Source organism: Burkholderia lata, assembly GCF_902499025.1.
Lineage (GTDB): Bacteria > Pseudomonadota > Gammaproteobacteria > Burkholderiales > Burkholderiaceae > Burkholderia > Burkholderia lata_C.
The window spans coordinates 39,799-56,671 of record NZ_CABVPW010000014.1; the positions used below are offsets into that span (position 1 = coordinate 39,799).

Here is a 16,873-nt window from a genome sequence, read left to right on the forward strand (position 1 = left end):
GAGTGCTTCCGAGACTACGCGGCGGCTTTCGCCGCGTCGCTTCAAAACGCGCAACGGCACGCCCGTTCGCGCAACGCAATCGCGGCGATGCGCATGCCGCCGCGCCCGCCGCATCCGCTACGAGGTCCGTGAATGGAAATCGCCCTGTCCCGCCATGCGCCGAACCGGCTCGGCACGCTGCACGCCCCCGACGAAGTCGAACGCGCGGTCGCGCACCGGCTCGGGCCGCACCGGATGGCCGCGCGCGGCCGCGATCCGTTTCATGCGGAACTGTATGAAGTGCCGTTGCATCACGGCGCACTGCTCGAACTCTGCTACGGCCGCGAAACGCGTATCGATTTCGGCGGCGATGCCGATCACTTCCTGTTCCGGCTGACGCTCGCCGGTGCATGCGAGCTGCAGGCCGGCAGCGTCGTCGCGCGGGCGGGCCCCGGCGAGCTGACCGTATCGTCGCCCGCGCTCGCGAGCCGCCTGAGCACGAGCCCCGATTGCCGCAACCTCGTGCTGCGGCTCGAACGCGGCGCGCTCGAGCGCAAGCTGCAGGACATGCTGCAGGCCACGCTCACGCGGCCGCTGCAATTCGATCTCGCGGCCGGCGGTGCGGGTGCGGGCGCCGCGCTCGTGCTGCCGACCTTCGAATACCTGTGCCGGCTCGGCGCGCAGCCGGGCATCGGCACGGCCACGACGACCTTCGGCGCCGATCTCACTGCGTGGCTGATGTCGCTGCTGCTCACGCACTTGCCGCATTCGTACAGCGCGGCGCTTGCGCGCGGCACGCCGCCGTTGCCGGCGCACGTGCGCCGCGCGTGCGATCACGTCGATGCGCACCTCGGCGAACCGCTCGCACTCGCCGCGCTGGCAGCGGTCGCAGGCGTCGCACCGCGCACGCTGCAACACGCGTTTCGTGCGTTCCTGCACACCACGCCGGCCGCCTACGTGCGCGAACGCCGGCTCGCCGCCGTGCACGCGGCGCTGCAACGCGGCGACGCGCGCAGCGTGACCGACGTGCTGATCGCGCACGGCATCCACGGCTTCGGCCATTTCGCGAAGGCGTATGCGCGGCGTTACGGCCACGCGCCTTCCGTCACCGCGAGGCAACCCCGATGACGCACTCCGCAACCGGCCGCCCGGCGGCCCCGGCCCGCGCCGATTCCGCGCCGCACGACAACGATGCGTCCGAGCTGCGCGTGCAGGATCTCGATCTCAACTTGCTGAAGACGTTTCGCGCCGTGTACGAGGAGCGGCACGTCGGCCGCGCGGCGCTGCGGCTCGGCGTCACTCAGCCGTCCGTCAGCTACGCGCTCGGCCGGCTGCGGCTGATGTTCCGCGACGCGCTGTTCGTGCGCACCGGCACCGGCGTCGAGCCGACGCCGCGCGCGCAACGGCTCGCGCTGTCGGTCGACAAGGCGCTCGCGATCCTGCAGGACGTGCTCGACGAAGGCTCGCGCTTCACGCCCGACAGCACGCAGCGCGTGTTCCGCCTGCACATGAGCGATTTCGCGGCGAGCGCGTTCCTGCCGACGCTGCTCGCCGCATTCGACCGGCGCGCGCCAGGTGCCGTGATCGAGACGCTGCACGTCGACGAATGCCAGCTCAACGTCGCGCTCGAATCGGGGCGCATCGACTTCGCGCTCGGGCACTTCGCCGATGCGTCGAGCCACTTCCAGCGCACCGCGCTGCTGCACGAGCGCTGCGTGCTGCTGATGCCGCGCCGCACCGCGCAGCGCGTCGCGCTGCCCGACGATTACGTGCTCGATGGTGAAGCACCCGATACGCTGCGCTTCGTCGCGGTCACGTCGCATCCGCAATCGATGCAGTTGCTGGAGCGCCACGGACTGATGCCGCGCGTGCGCGCGGCGCTCCCCGATTTCATGGTGGTGCCTGCGTTGCTGCAGGACGGCGACTATGCGCTGATCCTGCCGGAGACGATCGCGATCACGTTCGCGGCGCAGCAGCCGTGCGCGCTGTACGAGATCGCCGGTGCCGGAGAATGGGCCGTCAACGCGTACTGGCATCGGCGCTTCGACGCCGACCCGGGCCATCGCTGGCTGCGTGCGCTGCTGCTCGAACTGTTCAACATCGGCGAGCTGGCGCCGTTCGACGCATGGCTGGCGCCGCAGCCGCCCGCCTGCGCATAGCGGCACAAGCGGGTACGGGTTCGCACACGGGCGCGAGGCGGCCAAAACGGCCGAAGCGGTCAGAACGCCGTGAGAATGCCCGCGACGATCGAGCTGGCGGTCGCGCCCGGCTTGGCGACCGCGACGCCACCGCCCGCCGCGCCGTTCACGACGAAGCGCGCATGCGCGCCGTTGCGCACCATCGCGGCGCCCGTGTACAGCACGGTGCGCTTCGACAGCGGATAGTCGAAGCGGATGCCGTACGAATCGGCGTTGCCGTCGCTGTCCGCGACCTTGCGGTAGTGGCCCACGCTCAGCAACAGCGACGCGCGCCCGATCGGCACCGTCGCGCTCAGCTCCATGATGTCGCTGTGCGGATACGCGCTCTGGCTGTCGATCGCGGTCGCGACGTCCGGGCCGCCACGATGGCGCATGTACAGCGCGGCAACCTTCACGACGCTGAAATCGTACGAAATCGCGCCGAGCGTGTAGTTGCCGTTCGCGGCCGGGCTCGTGTCGCCCAGCGCGGATGCGGCCACCGGGCTGAACTTCTGCTGCATGTAGTCCACGTCGACCGACAGGCCGCCTTGCACGTAGTTGAGCCCCGCGCCGTACGTATCGCCGAGCGTCGCCGGCTGCCCGGCCGCACCGTTGGTGCCGCGCGCGGCCATCGCGCGCAGCATGAAGCCGGCGTAGCGCGGCGACGTGTAGCGCATCGAGTTGCGCACGCGCAGGAACGCGGGCCCGACGAAGTTGTTCGTCGCGTTGCCCCACGCGAGCCCCGCGCCGAGGCCCGGCAGGCTGTAGGTGACAAGTGTCGTGTGCAGGATCGTGTACAACTCGCCGAACTGCACGCCGCCGAACGGCCCCGTGATGCCGACCCACGCCTCGCGGCCGAACAGTGCGCTGCTGTTCGACAGTGCGCCGCTTGCCGCGTTGAAGCCGTCCTCCAGCTTGAAGATCGTCGCGTAGCCGCCGCCGAGATCCTCGACGCCCTTCAGCCCCCACTGCGATGCGAACAGGTTGCCGCTGCCCATGCGCGTCACGTGGTTCGGCCCGGCGTTCGCGTATTCGATCGAGGTATCGATGCGGCCGTAGAGCGTCACGCTCGATTGTGCGGACGCGGGCAGTGCCGCGCAGGCAAGCAGCGCGGCAAGCGGTACGGCAAGCCGGTCGGCCCGCCCGTTCGGTTGGTTCATCGTCGTCGTCCCGTAGATGTCCCGGCGCCGGTCAGCATCGCGCCGTGTGGTGTGAAGCGCGTTCGCCGCGAAGGGCCAACGCTGCCGATCAAAAACGGGCCGAGTCTAGGAACGACAATTTCGGACGTCGACGCAATGCGCTCTATAACGCTTATAGTTGCGCCGCATGATGCGCGAGCGCCCCGCCGCAAGCGCGCTGCGCGGCGGCCGGCGCGCGCGACCCTGGTGTTTTCTTTATCCGGGTCGGTAGATGCCCGTGTGGCGCGGCTGTCACTCCGGCTATGGCGGCCGAATTTGGCCGACTACGCTGCGTCTCCGACACGTGCCCCCCGCACGCTTTCGCGCCGCGACGGTGCCCGGCCCGCCAGGCCGCTGCCGCGCGTTTCCACCGCCCGCTCCTGGAGAATCCGCATGTCCGCATCCACGGCCCGCGCTGCCGACGGCAAGCGCTATACGTACGAATGGTATGTCGTCGTCATCTGCATGCTCGCGTACGTCTTTTCGTTCGTCGACCGCCAGGTCCTCGTGCTGATGATCGAGCCGATCAAGCGCGACCTGCATCTGTCCGACACGCAGTTCAGCCTGCTGAACGGCTTCGCGTTCTCGCTGTTCTATGCGGTGATGGGGCTGCCCGTCGCGTATCTCGCCGACCGCTACGCACGCCCGCGGATCATCTCGCTCGGCATCGCGCTGTGGAGCGTCGCGACCGCCGCGTGCGGGCTCAGCCAGCATTTCGTGCAGATGTTCATCGCTCGGATGGGCGTGGGCGTCGGCGAGGCCGCACTGTCGCCCGGCGCGTATTCGATGCTCGCCGACTACTTCCCGAAGGAGAAGCTCGGGCGCGCGATCGCCGTGTATTCGCTCGGCTCGTTCATCGGCGGCGGCGTCGCGTTCCTGATCGGCGGCTACGTGATCGCGCTGCTCAAGCATGCGAGCGCGTTCACGCTGCCGGTGGTCGGCCAGGTGCATGCGTGGCAGGTCACGTTCCTGATCGTCGGGCTGCCGGGGCTGCTGGTCGCGCTGCTGTTCGCCGCGACCGTGCGCGACCCGCAGCGCAAGGGGCTCGCGCAGGATCGCTCGGGTGCCGTGCGGCGCGTGTCGATGCGCGATTCGCTGCGCTTCGTCGGCACGCATCGCGCGACTTTCTCGTGCCACTACCTCGGCTTCTCGTTCTACGCGATGACGCTGTACTGCCTGCTGAGCTGGACGCCCGCGTTCTATATCCGCCACTTCGGGATGACGGCCGTCGAAGCCGGCTACACGCTCGGCATCGTGCTGCTGGTCGCGAACACGGCCGGCGTGTTCTGCGGCGGCTGGCTCAACGACTGGCTGCTGCGTCGCGGCCGCGAGGATGCGCCGATGCGTGCCGGTGCGATCGGCGCCGCGTGCATGGTGATCCCCGCGACGCTGTTCACGCAGCTCGACTCGCTCCCCGCGTCGCTCGCGATGCTCGTCGTCGCGATGTTCTTCGCGTCGTTCCCGATGCCGACGTCGACCGCCGCGATGCAGACGCTCGCGCCGAACCAGATGCGCGCGCAGATCTCCGCGCTGTTTCTGCTCGTGTCGAACCTGATCGCGCTCGGGATCGGCACGACCGTCGTCGCGCTGTTCACCGACCGCGTGTTCGGCGCGCCGGCGGCGGTCGGCCATTCGATGTCGATCGTCAACATCGTGGCGGCCACGCTCGCCGCGCTGCTGCTCGCCGCCGGGTGCCGGCACTACCGTCGCAGCCTCGATCGCGAACGCGGCCATGCGTCGGCAGCCGCGCCGCACGCGGCCGAAGCGGCCAGCGCAATCGCCGCGCGCTGAACCCCGGGCGCGATCGGCGCAATCGGTCGCCCGACCATCATCCATCCGACTGATTCATGCATCGCTTTTTAATCGATTTGATTTATGCGATGCCCATCCCTATTCTCGATCGCATGACGGCGCGGTGTCTGCCGCGCCGCTTTCCTCCTACCCCACGGATTGACCCATGCAAGCGAATCGCCACCAAGTCCGGATCGACGCGCTGATCGACGCGGCGCAGGACATCCGCTGTTTCCGGGTGTCGCGCGTCGACGGCCAGCCGTTCGACGCATACGAACCGGGTGCCCATATCGATGTGACCGCGCCGTCCGGCATCACGCGGCAGTACTCGCTGTGCGGCAACCCCGACGAGCGCGGCAGCTACCTGTTCGCGGTGAAGAAGGAAGCGCAGTCGCGCGGCGGCTCGCGTTCGCTGCACGACGACGTGCAGGTCGGCGCCGAGCTGTCGATCGGCGCGCCGCGCAACCTGTTTCGTCTGACGGATGACGCGAGCGAGCACGTGCTGATCGCGGCCGGCATCGGCATCACGCCGCTGCTGTCGATGGCGTATGCGCTGCACCGGCGCGGCGCGCGCTACCGGCTGCACTACTTCGCCCGCAGCCGCGAGCACGCGGCCTTCGTCGCCGAGTTGTCGGCCGAGCCGTTCGCGTCGCACGTGACGTTCCACTACGGCATCGATCCCGACGCGCTCGCGGCCGAGCTGGGCCGCTGCGTCGAATCGGTCGACGCGCACGCTCACGTCTATACGTGCGGCCCGGGGCCGTTCATGGATGCGGTTGTCGCGGCAGCCGCGACGCGCTTGCCCGACGATTCGATCCATCTCGAACGCTTCGCGGCGGAACCGGCCGCCGCCGATGCGGGCAATACCGATGCCGGCGCCGGCCCGGCCGCCGACGGCTTCGAAGTGCGCCTGCAGCGCAGCGGCCAATCGGTGCGCGTCACGCCTGACACGTCGATCGTCGACGCGCTCGCGCGCATCGGCATCGAAGTCGATACATCATGCGGCGAAGGCGTGTGCGGCACCTGCATGGTGCCCGTCATCGACGGCGAGCCCGATCATCGCGACCATTGCCTCAGCAAAGCCGAGCGCGCGAGCAACACGGTGATCTGCTGCTGCGTGTCGCGTGCGCGCTCCGCGGTGCTCGTGCTCGATCTCTGACGCACGCGGTCCGAGCAACGTCCGTCAAGGACGTCGCGCGCAATCGGGCCGCTCGACGCATTCGGCCAGCAACGCGCGCATCCACGCGTTGCCCTCGTCCTTATCGGTCACGCATCGTCGAACCGCTCGACGAGTTCGGTCAGCAGCGTGCGCATCCACGCGTTGCCTTCGTCTTCATGGAAATGCTCGTGCCAGTGCATCGTCACCGGCGCGGGCGGCAGCGTGACGGGCAGTTCATACAGGCGGAATGCGTTGTCGCGGTTCAGGATCTGCGCGAGCCGCTTCGGCAGCGTCGCATAGAGATCCGTGACCGACAGCACGCTCGGCAGCGCGACGAAGTGCGGCACTTCGAGCGCGATATTGCGGCCCACGCCCTGCGCGCGCAACGCATCGTCGAGCGCGTGGTGGCTGTGCTCGACCGATTTCACGTTGACGTGCGCGGCGCGCACGAACTGGTCGAGGCTCAGCGCGGCGCCGCTCGGCACCCCGCGCCGGCGGCCCGTCATGCACACGTAGGTTTCCTCGAACAGCGTCTGGTGACGCGTGCGCGGCATCAGCTCCGGCAGGTTGCCGATCGCGAAATCCAGCCGGCTCGCGCGCAGCGCTTCCTCGATCTCCTCCACCGGCAGCGGCTGCACGCTCAGCGTCACGCGCGGCGCGCGCTCACGCAGCGCCTGGCAGATCGCCGGCAGGTACGCCATCTCGCCCGCGTCCGACAACGACAGCCGGAACGTGCGCGTGCTGGTGGCCGGATCGAAGCGCTCCGCGTAGCGCAGCGCCACGCGCACCATGTCGAGCGCCTTGCCGACGATGCCCGCGAGTTCGAGCGCGACCGGGGTCGGCTGCATGCCCGAGCGCGTGCGCACGAACAGCGGATCGTCGAACAGCGTGCGCAGCCGGCCGAGCGAATAGCTGACGGCCGGCTGCGACAGCGCGAGCCGCTCGCCGGCCTTCGTCAGGCTGCGTTCCTCGACGATCGCCTGGAATACGCGCAACAGGTTCAGATCGAGATGATCGACCGATGTCATCGTAGCCTCCATTATTTGCCGCATTTATTGACCGGCCAATTTTAGATCAATTTGACGGATATGTAGTGGAAGACGAGACTGGGTACTCGAAACCGCGCGCTGCGCGGCCCGATTTCGCGACTCTTCCCCCACGACAACGATGAGCGACATTTCCTACCAGACGATCGACACCAGCGCGTTGCATGGTCTCGCGCAGCCCGACCGCATCGCGCCCGCGATGTATCACGATCCCGCGCTGTTCGAAGCCGAGCTCGACCGCATCTTCTACCGCACCTGGATCTGGGTCGCGCACGAAAGCGAGCTGCCGAACCCGGGCGACTTCATCACGACGACGATCGGCCGCCAGCCGGTGATCGTCGTGCGCGACAGGACCGGCGACATCAACGTGCTGCAGAACCGCTGCCGCCATCGCGGCGCGACCGTGTGCGAATCGCACAAGGGCAACGCGAAGGGCTTCACGTGCCCGTATCACAGCTGGTCGTACGCGCTCGACGGCACGCTGCGCGCGCTGCCATACGGCGACGGCTACGAAGGCGTGTGCGAGAAAGGCGACCTGCCGCTCGTGAAGCTGCGCGTCGGCGTGTACCAGGGGCTGATCTTCGCGAGCTTCAACGACGCGATCGAACCGCTCGAGGATTTCCTCGGCGGCGCGAAGCCGTGGATCGACCTGTTCATGAAACAGGGCGCCGGCTATCCGATCAAGGCGAACGGCGAACACAAGTTCAAGTTCAAGGGCAACTGGAAGATCCAGCTCGAGAACACGACCGACCTCTATCACTTCCCGGTCGTGCACAAGTCGTGGATGAAGTCGATCGACGACGAGACGGCCGCCGCGATCACGAGCTTCATGACGAGCGAGGACGCGTTCTGCCGCGGGCTCGGCAACGGCCACAGCCTCGCGGTGCTGATGCCCGAGCTGATCGACCTCGACGAAGACGACGGCGCGCCGCTGGCCGAGCGCTTCGCGCCGCTCGCGGCGAAACTCGCCGAGCGTCATACGCCGGACGAAGTGCGTCGCATCGTGCGCTCGCTGATGGGTGTCGGCTTCAACCTGAACCTGTTCCCGAACCTCGCGCTGTCGATGGCGTTCTTCCGCGTGCTGCGGCCGATCTCGGCGAACGAAACCGAGATCCGCCACGTCGCGCTCGCAATGGACGGCGGCCCCGACGAAGCGAACCGCGAACGGCTGCGCATCCACGAGCACTTCCAGGGCCCGTTCGGTTTCGGCAGCCCCGACGACGCGGAAGCGTGGGAGCGCGTACAGCGCGGCGCGCACGCGGGCCCCGACGTGCCGATCCTCGTGAATCGCGGGCTGAATCGCGAGACCACCGCCGCGAACGGCGAAAAGACCGCACATGCGACCGACGAGACCGGCATGCGCGAGGCCTACCAGCAATGGCGCAAGATGATGGAGCAACAATAATGGACGACCGCAACGCCCTCTTTTCCGAGCAGACCTTCGCCCGCGCGGTCGAATTCGTGTGGCGCGAAGCCGAGATGCTCGACCGCCGCGACTATCGCGCGTGGCTCGACCTGTGGGAGCCGGCCGGCCATTACGTGGTGCCGATCGATCCCGACACGACCGACTTCGCCGCGACGCTGAACTACGTGTTCGACGACCAGGACATGCGCGAGAAGCGCGTGCAGCGGATGGTGTCCGGCTATTCGGCATCGGCCACCGATGCCGCGCGCACGGTGCGCACCGTGTCGCGCTTCACGCTCGAAAGCGGCAGCGCCGACACCGTCGAGCTGAAATCGGCGCAGGTCGTCGTCGCGTACAAGCGCGGCGTCGCGACGCTGTTCGCGGCCGACGTCACGCACAAGCTGCACGTCGATGCGGAAGGCGAGATGCGGATCGCCGAGAAGGTCGTGCGCCTGATCGATTCGACCGAAGCGCTCAGCGCGATCGGCTTCCTGCTGTAAGCGGCCGCCGGTTCGCCGTCGCCATCGCCGTCGCAACGGTGAACCGGTCACCTTCACCCGTGAACGGCCACCGGTTCGCCGTCGCCAGCGCAACGGTGAGCCGGCCACCTTCACCTGTCAGCGGCCACCGGTTCGCCGCCGCCAACGCAATGGTGAGCCGTCCACCTTCACCTATAAGCGGCCACCGGTTCGCCGTCGCCAACGCAATGGTGAGCCGGCCACCTTCACCTTTCCCGACGACCATGCCCACACTCGAAGTTTTCCTGCCGGCCGGCCACGACGACGCCCGCAAGGCCGAACTGATCGCACGGCTCAGCAACGCGACCGTCGATTCGATCGGCGCACCGATCGAATCGGTGCGCGTGCTGCTCACCGAATTGCCCGCGACGCACATCGGCCTCGGTGGCCGCAGCGCCGCGGACGGCGCGCCGCCGTCGCTACCCGTAATCGTCGCGATCCTGATCGCCGGCCGCACCGATGAACAAAAGCGCGCGCTGATCGCCGCACTGTCGGAGACTAGCGCCAGCGTGCTCGACGCGCCCCTGCAAGCCACCCGCGTGATGATCAAGGACATCCCGAACACCGACTTCGGCATCGGCGGGCAAACCGCACGGGCGCTCGGGCGCTGACCATGCGCTGCGTGCGAGCCTGCCCGCTCACGCGCGACGACCGCCAGGCGGCAGCGATATCGTGCGCTCCCCCGCGGCTATGCGCTTGCGTTCGCCTTCGTCCCGGCGAGCGGCAGCGTCACGCGGCAGTCGAGCCCGCCGCCGTCGGCCGGGCTCGCACCGATCCGGCCGCCGTGGCGCGTCACGATGCTCTTGCACAGCGACAACCCGATTCCATTCCCACCCGCCTTCGACGACGAGAAGCCGTCGAACAGCCGGTCGTGCGCATCGGCCGCGATGCCCGGGCCGTTGTCGATCGCACGCAGCTCCGCATGACCGCCCACGTTCGCGGTGCCGAGCGTCAGCGTGCGCGGCACACGCTCGCAACCGGCGAACGCCTCGATCGCGTTGAACGCGAGATTCAGGATCACCTGCCCGATCAGCACGCGCTCGCAGCGAATCGGCAGCGGCGCATCGGCCTGCACGATCGCGACCGTCACGCCGGCCTCCTTCGCACGCAACTCGATGAAATACGCGACGTCCGCGAGGATGTCGCGCAGGTCGGCGAGCGCGACGACCGGCTCGCGCTTCACGATGAACTCGCGCACGCTCTTGATGATCAGCGCCGCGTGCTCGGCCTGCCGGTCCGCGCTGCGCAGCCCCCAGATCGCGTCGTCGATCGCGCCGCGCCCGTTCAGCCGCTGCACCGCGCCTTCGATGAAATTGCGCACGGCCGCGAGCGGCTGGCTCAGCTCGTGCGCGATCACGCTCGCCATCTCGCCCATCGCGTTGTAACGGCCCGCGTGTTCGAGCATGCGCGCCTCGGCGCGGCGGGCGTCCTCGATCGCGACTTCGTCGCTCACGTCGCGGAACTGCACGAGCAGCCCGTCGAGATCGCCCTCGATCTCGACCTGCCGGCACAGGATGCGCAGCCAGCACGTCGAGCCGTCGCGTCGCACGATCCGGTAGCGCTGCGGCGCGGACGGGTACGCGGACGGCGCATCGCGCAGTTGCGCGACGAGCCGGTCGCGATCGGCCTCGGAGCAGTAGTCGAGCACCTCGCCGAGCGCTTCGTCGGGCGCGAGCCCGAGCACGCGGCGGCCCGACTCGCTGATGAACTGCACGCCGCCATGCGGCGTGACGACCGCGATGCCTTCGTCGAGGTCCTGCATGAATTCGCGCAGCCGCGCCTCGTAGCGGCGCAGTTGCTGGCGCACCGCCTCTTCCGCGCTGATGTCGCGGAACTGCACCATCACGACGTCGCGCCCGCGCAGCGGCACGTAGGTGGCGGTCGCCTCGGACAGCATGTCGACGCCCGTGCGCGACCGGTAGCACCACTCGTACACCTGCGGCCCGTCGACGAGCGCGCGGTCCCATGCACTCACGGCAATCTCGCGCTGGTATTTCGGTTCGGGGCGCGTCATGTCCGGCGCCTTCAGCGGCAGCAACTCCTCGACGGAAAACCCGAGCGCGATGCACGCGGCGCGGTTCGCCCACACGATCGCCTTGGTGTGCGCGTCGTGCAACAACACGCAGGTCGTCAGCGCGTCGAGCAGCCGGTGGAAATCGTCTTCGTCGGGGAAACTCATGATCGGCTTCGGATGAGGTCGCGCGGCATCGCGCGGCCGGAAACCCAACATAGCACCGGCACGCGCCGCCCGCATCTGAAGATTTCTTTAGTGCGGCACGGAGCGCTACCAGTCGCGCGGCCTTTCGTCCCAATTGCTGCGTGTTTTCGGCGTTTCTAGACTGATTGCAATGTCATGCGATGCGCATGCGACCCAAGCAATCGAACCCCATTCGCCCCAGGAGACAGCCATGCCCCACGCCGCCCTCGCCCTCGACGCCGCACCGAGCGCCCCCCACGCGGCCAGCGAACCGGCCGCCCGGCTGTCGCCGCTCGACGCCGTGATCGAGACCGTCGCCGCGCGCCGCGAAGAATTCGACCGACTGTCGCACGTGCCGCGCGACGTGATCGCGCTGTTCAAGCAGGCCGGCATCTATCGCGCGGGCACGCCGCACCGGTTCGGCGGCGATGCGCTCGCGCCGACCGCATTCCTCGACATGATCGAACGGATCGCGACCGCCGACGGCTCGGCCGCATGGGTCGCAAGCTTCGGCTCCGCGAACGTGTATCTCGCCGCGCTGCCGCTCGAGACCCAGGCCGAGTTGTACGCGAGCGGCCCCGACCAGGTATTCGCGGGCGGCCTGTTCCCGGTGCAGCCGGCACAGCCCGCGCCGGGCGGCTGGCGCGTGAACGGCACGTGGAAATTCGCGAGCGGCTGCAAGGGTGCCGACTGGCTCGGCGTCGGCATCGCCGTGCCGGGCGCGCAGGATGCCGCGCCGAACAAGCCGCGCACGGCCGTGTTCCGCGCCGACCAGGTCGAGATCGTCGAGAACTGGAGCGTGGTCGGCATGCAAGGCACCGGCAGCCACGACCTGCGCGTCGAGGACCGCTTCGTTCCCGAAGCATGGACCTTCGTGCGCGGCGGCGAGCCGACCGTCGACGAGCCGCTGTACCGCTACCCGACCGTCGCGTATGCGGCGCAGGTGCTCGCCGTCGTGAACCTCGGCCTCGCGCGTGCGGCGCTCGACGTCGTGAACCGCATGTCGGGCGGCCGCCAGACGACGACCGGCGCACCGCGCCTCGCCGATCGCGCGTACTACCGCATCGAACTCGCGAAGGCCGAGGCGCAACTGCGCTCGGCGCGCGCGTTCTTCTACGACGCGACCGACGGCGTGTGGCAATCGATTCTCGCGGGGAACCCCGTGACGCCCGAGCAGGTCAGCCTGCTGCGGCTCGCGGCCACGCAGATCGCACGCGAAGGCGCGAGCGTCGTCGAACGCGCATACCGGCTCGGCGGCACGGCGGCGATCTATCGCACGCACCCGCTGCAGCGGCTGCTGCGCGATGCAATGGTCGTCACGCAGCACGCGTTTCTCGGCGAAGGCAACTTCGACGGCGCCGGCGCGGTGTTCACCGGCGTCACGCCGTTTCCCGGCTATCTGTAACCTGCGTCCGACCGAAGATTTTTTTAACACGCATGGTGCCGGTGCCGAAGCGCCCTCGCCGGCCGGCTCATGCGCCCGATCGATTCCTCTGGAGAACCTCACATGTCCGATTCGAATCCGCTGCCGCTGCGCGTCCTGTTCTGCTGCGGTGTGTCGCAAAACTTCTTCGACCTGCCGCGCGAGAAGATCGGCGAAGTGTGGCAGGCGTACGGCGCGATGCTCGCGGCCGTCGAAGCGACGCCCGGCGTGCGCGTGCTCGGCGTGATGGACGACGATCGCCTCGTGGTCGGCCAGGCCGACGGCGCGCCGTGGACCTTCTACATCATGGCCGACGTCGCCGACTTCGACACGACGGTCGCCGTGTGCAACCTGTATCGCACGACGCCGGTCGGCGAATACAACCTGTGGCGCTACGGCAAGATCGAAGCGCGGGTCGGCCGTGCGCTGACGGTGCCGCCGGCCGCGAAGCCCGCGGCGTGAGGCGCGCGATGACCGACCTGTCTCCCGGCCTGATCGATGCGCTCGCGCAGCGCCTGGCGGCGCTCGACGCCGAGCGCGCGGTGCGCGCGACGATCACGCGCTACATGGCGCTGTGCGACGTACCCGAGGATGCCGGCGACGGCCCGTCGCTCGCCGACCTGTTCACCGCCGACGCCGTGTGGGAGGGCGTCGGCCCGCAATACGCGCGCAAGTTCGGCCGCCTCGAAGGCACGGCCGCGATCGTCGCGATGCTGGGCCGCTACCTGCCGCCCGATCCGCATTTCTCCGCGAACCTGCACTTCCTGACGTCGGAGGCGATCGAGATCGGCACCGGCAACGCGAGCGCGCGCGGCCGCTGGATCATGCTGCAGGCGTCGCGCTACGCGGACGGCACGGCCGAGCTGATCGCCGCGCGGCTGACCGTCGATTTCGCGCCGGGCGGCGACGGTTCGACCTGGCTGATCCGCCATTTCCGCACCGAACGCGTGCTCGACGGCCCGTGGCCGCTCGCTGCCGCGCCACGGTCCTGATGCTTTCCATCACTTGCTCACGATACCGACCATGACAGGCTTCATCGACACCTTCACGCTCGGCGGCCCCGGCCCCACGATCGCGATCAAGGACACGATCGACATCGCGGGCCATCCGACCCACGCGGCGAGCCGTGCGCTCGCCGATGCCCCGCCGGCCGCGCAACACGCGGACGTCGTCCGCCTGCTGCTCGACGCGGGCTGGCAGATCGCCGGCAAGGCGAACATGCACGAGCTCGCATTCGGCATGACCGGCATCAACGACTACACGGGCACGCCCGTCAATCCGCAGGATGCGTCGCGCATTCCGGGCGGCTCGTCGAGCGGTTCCGCTTCGCTCGTCGGGCTCGGTACCGTCGATGCGGCGCTCGGCACCGACACGGGTGGCTCGATCCGCGGGCCGGCCGCCTGCTGCGGCGTGGCCGGGCTGAAGCCGACGTTCGGCCGCGTGTCGCGGCGCGGCGTCGCGCCCGTCGACACGACGCTCGATTGCGTCGGGCCGTTCGCACGCGATATCCGCACGCTGGTGGCGGTGATGGCTGCGATCGCGCCAGGCTTCGATCGTGCGCAAGCGGCGGCCTCCGTGGCCGGCTGCACGGTCGCGCACATCACGGTCGACGCCGATCCGGCAATCGCCGCTGCGCTCGACGCGGCCGTGCGCGCATCGGGCCTGCATTCGCACGCGGTCGTGCTCGACGACATGCCGGCGTCGTTCGCCGCGGGGCTCACCGTGATCAACGCGGAAACATCGCGCGCGTTCGGCCATCTCGTCGAAACCGGCAAGCTCGGCGCCGACCTCGATGCGCGATTGCGTGCGGCCGCAACGACCACGCCGGCGGCATTGAAGGAAGCCGAAGCCGTACGCGCACGCTTCACCGCGCAGGTCGATGCCGCGCTCGAACACGCGGACGTGCTCGTGCTGCCGACGCTGCCTGCGCTGCCGATCACGCTGCAGCAAGCACGCGATGGCGTCTCGGTGATCGCGATGTCATCGCTGATCCGGCCGTTCAACCTGAGCGGCCATCCGGCCCTCAGCCTGCCGCTGCCACTGGCCGGTTCGCCGCTGAAAGCCGGCCTGCAGATCGTCGGGCGCAAGGGTGCGGACGAGCAGGTCTGCGCGATCGCGGCCCACTTCGAAGCGGCACTCGCCGCATGAACCACGATGCGGGCGCGGCGGCACCCTGCATGCGCTCGCGAACCACGGAATCACACACCATGTCAGACCGAGTCGTCCTCGTCACCGGCGCCGCGCGCGGGCTCGGCGCCGTCATCGCCGAACGCTTTCATGCGGCCGGCTACCGCGTAGCGCTGGCCGATATCGCCGCCGATGCGATCCAGGCGCACGCGCGCGAACTCGACCCGAGCGGCGAACGCGCGATCGCGCTGCCGCTCGACGTCACGTCGAAACACGATTTCGAAGCCGCGCGCGATGCGCTCGTCGCGCGCTGGGGCACGATCGACGTGCTGGTGAACAACGCGGGCGCATCGAAGGTCGTGCCCGCGATGGAGATCACGGCCGAGCAGTTCGACCAGGTGATCGACGTGAACCTGCGCAGCGTGCTGTTCGGCTGCCAGGTGTTCGGCCAGTACTTCGCGTCGCGCGGCGCGGGCCGCATCGTCAACATCGCGTCGCTCGCCGGGCAGAACGGCGGCTCGGCGACAGGCGCGCACTACGCAGCCGCGAAGGGCGGCACGCTGACGCTGACCAAGGTGTTCGCGCGCGATCTCGCCGCCCAGGGTGTGACCGTCAACGCGATCTCGCCGGGCCCGCTCGATTTGCCGATCGTCTATGAAAGCGTCGCACCGGAGAAGCTGCGCCAGGTGCTTGCGAGCCTGCCGGGCGGCAAGCTCGGCTCGGCGGGGTTCGTTGCGGATGCCGCCGTGCTGCTCGCGTCGGGCGACGCGCATTTCGCGAACGGCGCGTGCTGGGACATCAACGGCGGGTTGTACATGCGCTGAGCACGACGGCCTCGCCGCGTCTCCTGCGACGCTCGGGGCCGGTTCACGCCAACGGCCGCCTATGCGCCGGCCCGCGAACGAACTTCTCCGGACAAGGCAACGTACCTTATCGCGACGCTTCGCCGTCGTCGCCCCACACGACCATCACGTCGCGCACGAGCGCGGCGATCGACGTCGCGCCGAGCTTCTCCTTGATGCTCGCGCGATGCACGTCGACGGTCTTCACGCTGATCGACAGATCCGACGCGATCTGCTTGCTGCCCTTGCCGTCCACCACGCCGCGCAGCACTTCCTTCTCGCGCGCGGTCAGCGCATCGAGCCGCTGGCGCAGCTCGCGGTGACGCTGGCTCACCGCATGCCGCTGCTGCGCGAGCCGTAGCGCGCGTTGCACGCGCTCGAGCATCTGCTGCGAGTTGTACGGCTTCTCGACGAAGTCGATCGCACCGTTCTGCAGCGCGCGCACGGACATCGGGATATCGCCGTGCCCGCTGACGAAGATCACCGGCAGCGTCGCGCCGCGCGCGTTCAGTTCCGCCTGCACGTCGAAGCCGCTTTTCTCCGGCATCCGCACGTCGAGCACCAGGCACGCAGGCAGGTTCACGTCGAAACGCGCAAGAAAATCGGTCGCGTTCGCGAACCCTTCGGACGCGATGCCGACCGATTCGAGCAGCCACGCGAGCGACGTCCGCATGCCGTTGTCGTCGTCGACGATGTATACGATCGGTGCGGGTGACGTCATCGCGGGTGTCTCACTGAATATCGGTATGGGTATCGCACGCGCCGCATACGGGGCCGGGTTCCGGCTCGTCTCGCGCGTCGTTCGCTGGGGGTGTGCGGCACATCATAACGAGCCGAAAACCCGCTGAAAACCCCTTCACGGGCCGCATGAACGTGCAATCCCGATTTTTTTCGCGCGGCGCGCCGCGCGTCTAGGTAGAACCTTTAGACGCGTTGGCGAGAACGCCATCTCCATCGTCAATCGTGCGAATGGTCGCCGGCATTTTCGCGACGTACGCTTGGGTCATCGTCGGCGATCCGGCGCTGCACCG

Annotated in this window: 16 protein-coding genes; 12 read left to right on the forward strand and 4 right to left on the reverse strand. The window is 68.9% G+C overall.

Going from position 1 to position 16,873, the window contains the following annotated elements; all coding sequences use genetic code 11:
- Positions 1-132: 132 nt before the first annotated feature.
- Together BDI24065_RS15935 and BDI24065_RS15940 are read left to right on the forward strand one after the other, a co-directional pair.
- Complete coding sequence (locus BDI24065_RS15935; protein ID WP_175032077.1) at positions 133-1,107, forward strand: AraC family transcriptional regulator; 975 nt, start codon at positions 133-135, stop codon at positions 1,105-1,107.
- A complete protein-coding gene (locus BDI24065_RS15940; RefSeq protein ID WP_175032078.1) occupies positions 1,104-2,138 on the forward strand; it encodes a LysR family transcriptional regulator in 1,035 nt (344 codons plus the stop codon). Before BDI24065_RS15935 ends, BDI24065_RS15940 begins: the two co-directional genes overlap by 4 nt.
- Before the next feature lie 59 nt (positions 2,139-2,197).
- On the opposite strand, the gene BDI24065_RS15945 is transcribed toward BDI24065_RS15940, so the two are convergent.
- The gene (locus BDI24065_RS15945) at positions 2,198-3,316 is read right to left on the reverse strand and encodes a porin (RefSeq protein WP_175032079.1); all 1,119 of its coding nucleotides are present in this window, start codon (positions 3,314-3,316) and stop codon (positions 2,198-2,200) included.
- A 411-nt stretch (positions 3,317-3,727) separates the two neighbouring features.
- Here BDI24065_RS15945 and BDI24065_RS15950 point away from each other — a divergent pair, with 411 nt between their 5' ends.
- A complete protein-coding gene (locus BDI24065_RS15950) occupies positions 3,728-5,125 on the forward strand; it encodes a spinster family MFS transporter (RefSeq protein ID WP_175032080.1) in 1,398 nt (465 codons plus the stop codon).
- A gap of 166 nt (positions 5,126-5,291) precedes the next feature.
- On the forward strand, positions 5,292-6,284 hold the full coding sequence (locus tag BDI24065_RS15955) for a PDR/VanB family oxidoreductase (protein WP_175032081.1): 993 nt from the start codon (positions 5,292-5,294) through the stop codon (positions 6,282-6,284).
- A gap of 107 nt (positions 6,285-6,391) precedes the next feature.
- Here the strand turns inward: BDI24065_RS15955 and BDI24065_RS15960 are convergent, their stop codons facing one another.
- Entirely contained in the window at positions 6,392-7,312 is a 921-nt protein-coding gene (locus tag BDI24065_RS15960) for a LysR family transcriptional regulator (protein WP_175032082.1), read from the reverse strand.
- 139 nt (positions 7,313-7,451) lie between these two features.
- On the opposite strand from BDI24065_RS15960, the gene BDI24065_RS15965 reads away from it, so the two are divergent.
- The 3 genes from BDI24065_RS15965 (at position 7,452) to BDI24065_RS15975 (ending at position 9,864) form a co-directional block, all read left to right on the forward strand.
- Positions 7,452-8,735: an aromatic ring-hydroxylating oxygenase subunit alpha gene (locus BDI24065_RS15965; RefSeq protein WP_175032083.1), complete on the forward strand. Its 1,284-nt coding sequence runs from the start codon at positions 7,452-7,454 to the stop codon at positions 8,733-8,735.
- Positions 8,732-9,235, forward strand: coding sequence for an aromatic-ring-hydroxylating dioxygenase subunit beta (locus BDI24065_RS15970; RefSeq protein ID WP_175032193.1), 504 nt, complete (start codon positions 8,732-8,734; stop codon positions 9,233-9,235). The genes BDI24065_RS15965 and BDI24065_RS15970 overlap by 4 nt, the downstream gene beginning before the upstream one ends.
- Positions 9,236-9,477: 242 nt before the next feature.
- Entirely contained in the window at positions 9,478-9,864 is a 387-nt protein-coding gene (locus BDI24065_RS15975; protein ID WP_175032084.1) for a tautomerase family protein, read from the forward strand.
- A gap of 77 nt (positions 9,865-9,941) precedes the next feature.
- Here the strand turns inward: BDI24065_RS15975 and BDI24065_RS15980 are convergent, their stop codons facing one another.
- A complete protein-coding gene (locus BDI24065_RS15980; protein WP_175032085.1) occupies positions 9,942-11,507 on the reverse strand; it encodes a sensor histidine kinase in 1,566 nt (521 codons plus the stop codon).
- A 154-nt stretch (positions 11,508-11,661) separates the two neighbouring features.
- Between BDI24065_RS15980 and BDI24065_RS15985 the strand changes: the two genes are divergently transcribed.
- The 5 genes from BDI24065_RS15985 (at position 11,662) to BDI24065_RS16005 (ending at position 15,824) form a co-directional block, all read left to right on the forward strand.
- On the forward strand, positions 11,662-12,855 hold the full coding sequence (locus BDI24065_RS15985; RefSeq protein ID WP_175032086.1) for an acyl-CoA dehydrogenase family protein: 1,194 nt from the start codon (positions 11,662-11,664) through the stop codon (positions 12,853-12,855).
- 102 nt (positions 12,856-12,957) lie between these two features.
- Positions 12,958-13,335, forward strand: a complete 378-nt coding sequence (locus tag BDI24065_RS15990) for a hypothetical protein (protein ID WP_175032087.1) — start codon at positions 12,958-12,960, stop codon at positions 13,333-13,335.
- Positions 13,336-13,343: 8 nt separating this feature from the next.
- A complete protein-coding gene (locus tag BDI24065_RS15995) occupies positions 13,344-13,865 on the forward strand; it encodes a nuclear transport factor 2 family protein (protein ID WP_175032088.1) in 522 nt (173 codons plus the stop codon).
- Positions 13,866-13,896: 31 nt separating this feature from the next.
- On the forward strand, positions 13,897-15,021 hold the full coding sequence (locus BDI24065_RS16000; RefSeq protein WP_175032089.1) for an amidase: 1,125 nt from the start codon (positions 13,897-13,899) through the stop codon (positions 15,019-15,021).
- A 59-nt stretch (positions 15,022-15,080) separates the two neighbouring features.
- On the forward strand, positions 15,081-15,824 hold the full coding sequence (locus BDI24065_RS16005; protein ID WP_175032090.1) for an SDR family NAD(P)-dependent oxidoreductase: 744 nt from the start codon (positions 15,081-15,083) through the stop codon (positions 15,822-15,824).
- Between the two features lie 106 nt (positions 15,825-15,930).
- Here the strand turns inward: BDI24065_RS16005 and BDI24065_RS16010 are convergent, their stop codons facing one another.
- A complete protein-coding gene (locus tag BDI24065_RS16010; protein ID WP_011356098.1) occupies positions 15,931-16,563 on the reverse strand; it encodes a response regulator transcription factor in 633 nt (210 codons plus the stop codon).
- Between the last annotated feature and the right edge of the window lie 310 nt (positions 16,564-16,873).

Coding starts and splice junctions, on each gene's coding strand:
- BDI24065_RS15935 (WP_175032077.1), top strand. CDS start 133: ATGGAAATCGCCCTGTCCCGCCATGCGCCGAACCGGCTCGGCACGCTG.
- BDI24065_RS15995 (WP_175032088.1), top strand. CDS start 13,344: ATGACCGACCTGTCTCCCGGCCTGATCGATGCGCTCGCGCAGCGCCTG.
- BDI24065_RS16000 (WP_175032089.1), top strand. CDS start 13,897: ATGACAGGCTTCATCGACACCTTCACGCTCGGCGGCCCCGGCCCCACG.
- BDI24065_RS15950 (WP_175032080.1), top strand. CDS start 3,728: ATGTCCGCATCCACGGCCCGCGCTGCCGACGGCAAGCGCTATACGTAC.
- BDI24065_RS15960 (WP_175032082.1), bottom strand. CDS start 7,312: ATGACATCGGTCGATCATCTCGATCTGAACCTGTTGCGCGTATTCCAG.
- BDI24065_RS15985 (WP_175032086.1), top strand. CDS start 11,662: ATGCCCCACGCCGCCCTCGCCCTCGACGCCGCACCGAGCGCCCCCCAC.
- BDI24065_RS15990 (WP_175032087.1), top strand. CDS start 12,958: ATGTCCGATTCGAATCCGCTGCCGCTGCGCGTCCTGTTCTGCTGCGGT.
- BDI24065_RS15975 (WP_175032084.1), top strand. CDS start 9,478: ATGCCCACACTCGAAGTTTTCCTGCCGGCCGGCCACGACGACGCCCGC.
- BDI24065_RS16010 (WP_011356098.1), bottom strand. CDS start 16,563: ATGACGTCACCCGCACCGATCGTATACATCGTCGACGACGACAACGGC.
- BDI24065_RS15965 (WP_175032083.1), top strand. CDS start 7,452: ATGAGCGACATTTCCTACCAGACGATCGACACCAGCGCGTTGCATGGT.
- BDI24065_RS16005 (WP_175032090.1), top strand. CDS start 15,081: ATGTCAGACCGAGTCGTCCTCGTCACCGGCGCCGCGCGCGGGCTCGGC.
- BDI24065_RS15980 (WP_175032085.1), bottom strand. CDS start 11,507: ATGCGGGCGGCGCGTGCCGGTGCTATGTTGGGTTTCCGGCCGCGCGAT.
- BDI24065_RS15945 (WP_175032079.1), bottom strand. CDS start 3,316: ATGAACCAACCGAACGGGCGGGCCGACCGGCTTGCCGTACCGCTTGCC.
- BDI24065_RS15940 (WP_175032078.1), top strand. CDS start 1,104: ATGACGCACTCCGCAACCGGCCGCCCGGCGGCCCCGGCCCGCGCCGAT.
- BDI24065_RS15955 (WP_175032081.1), top strand. CDS start 5,292: ATGCAAGCGAATCGCCACCAAGTCCGGATCGACGCGCTGATCGACGCG.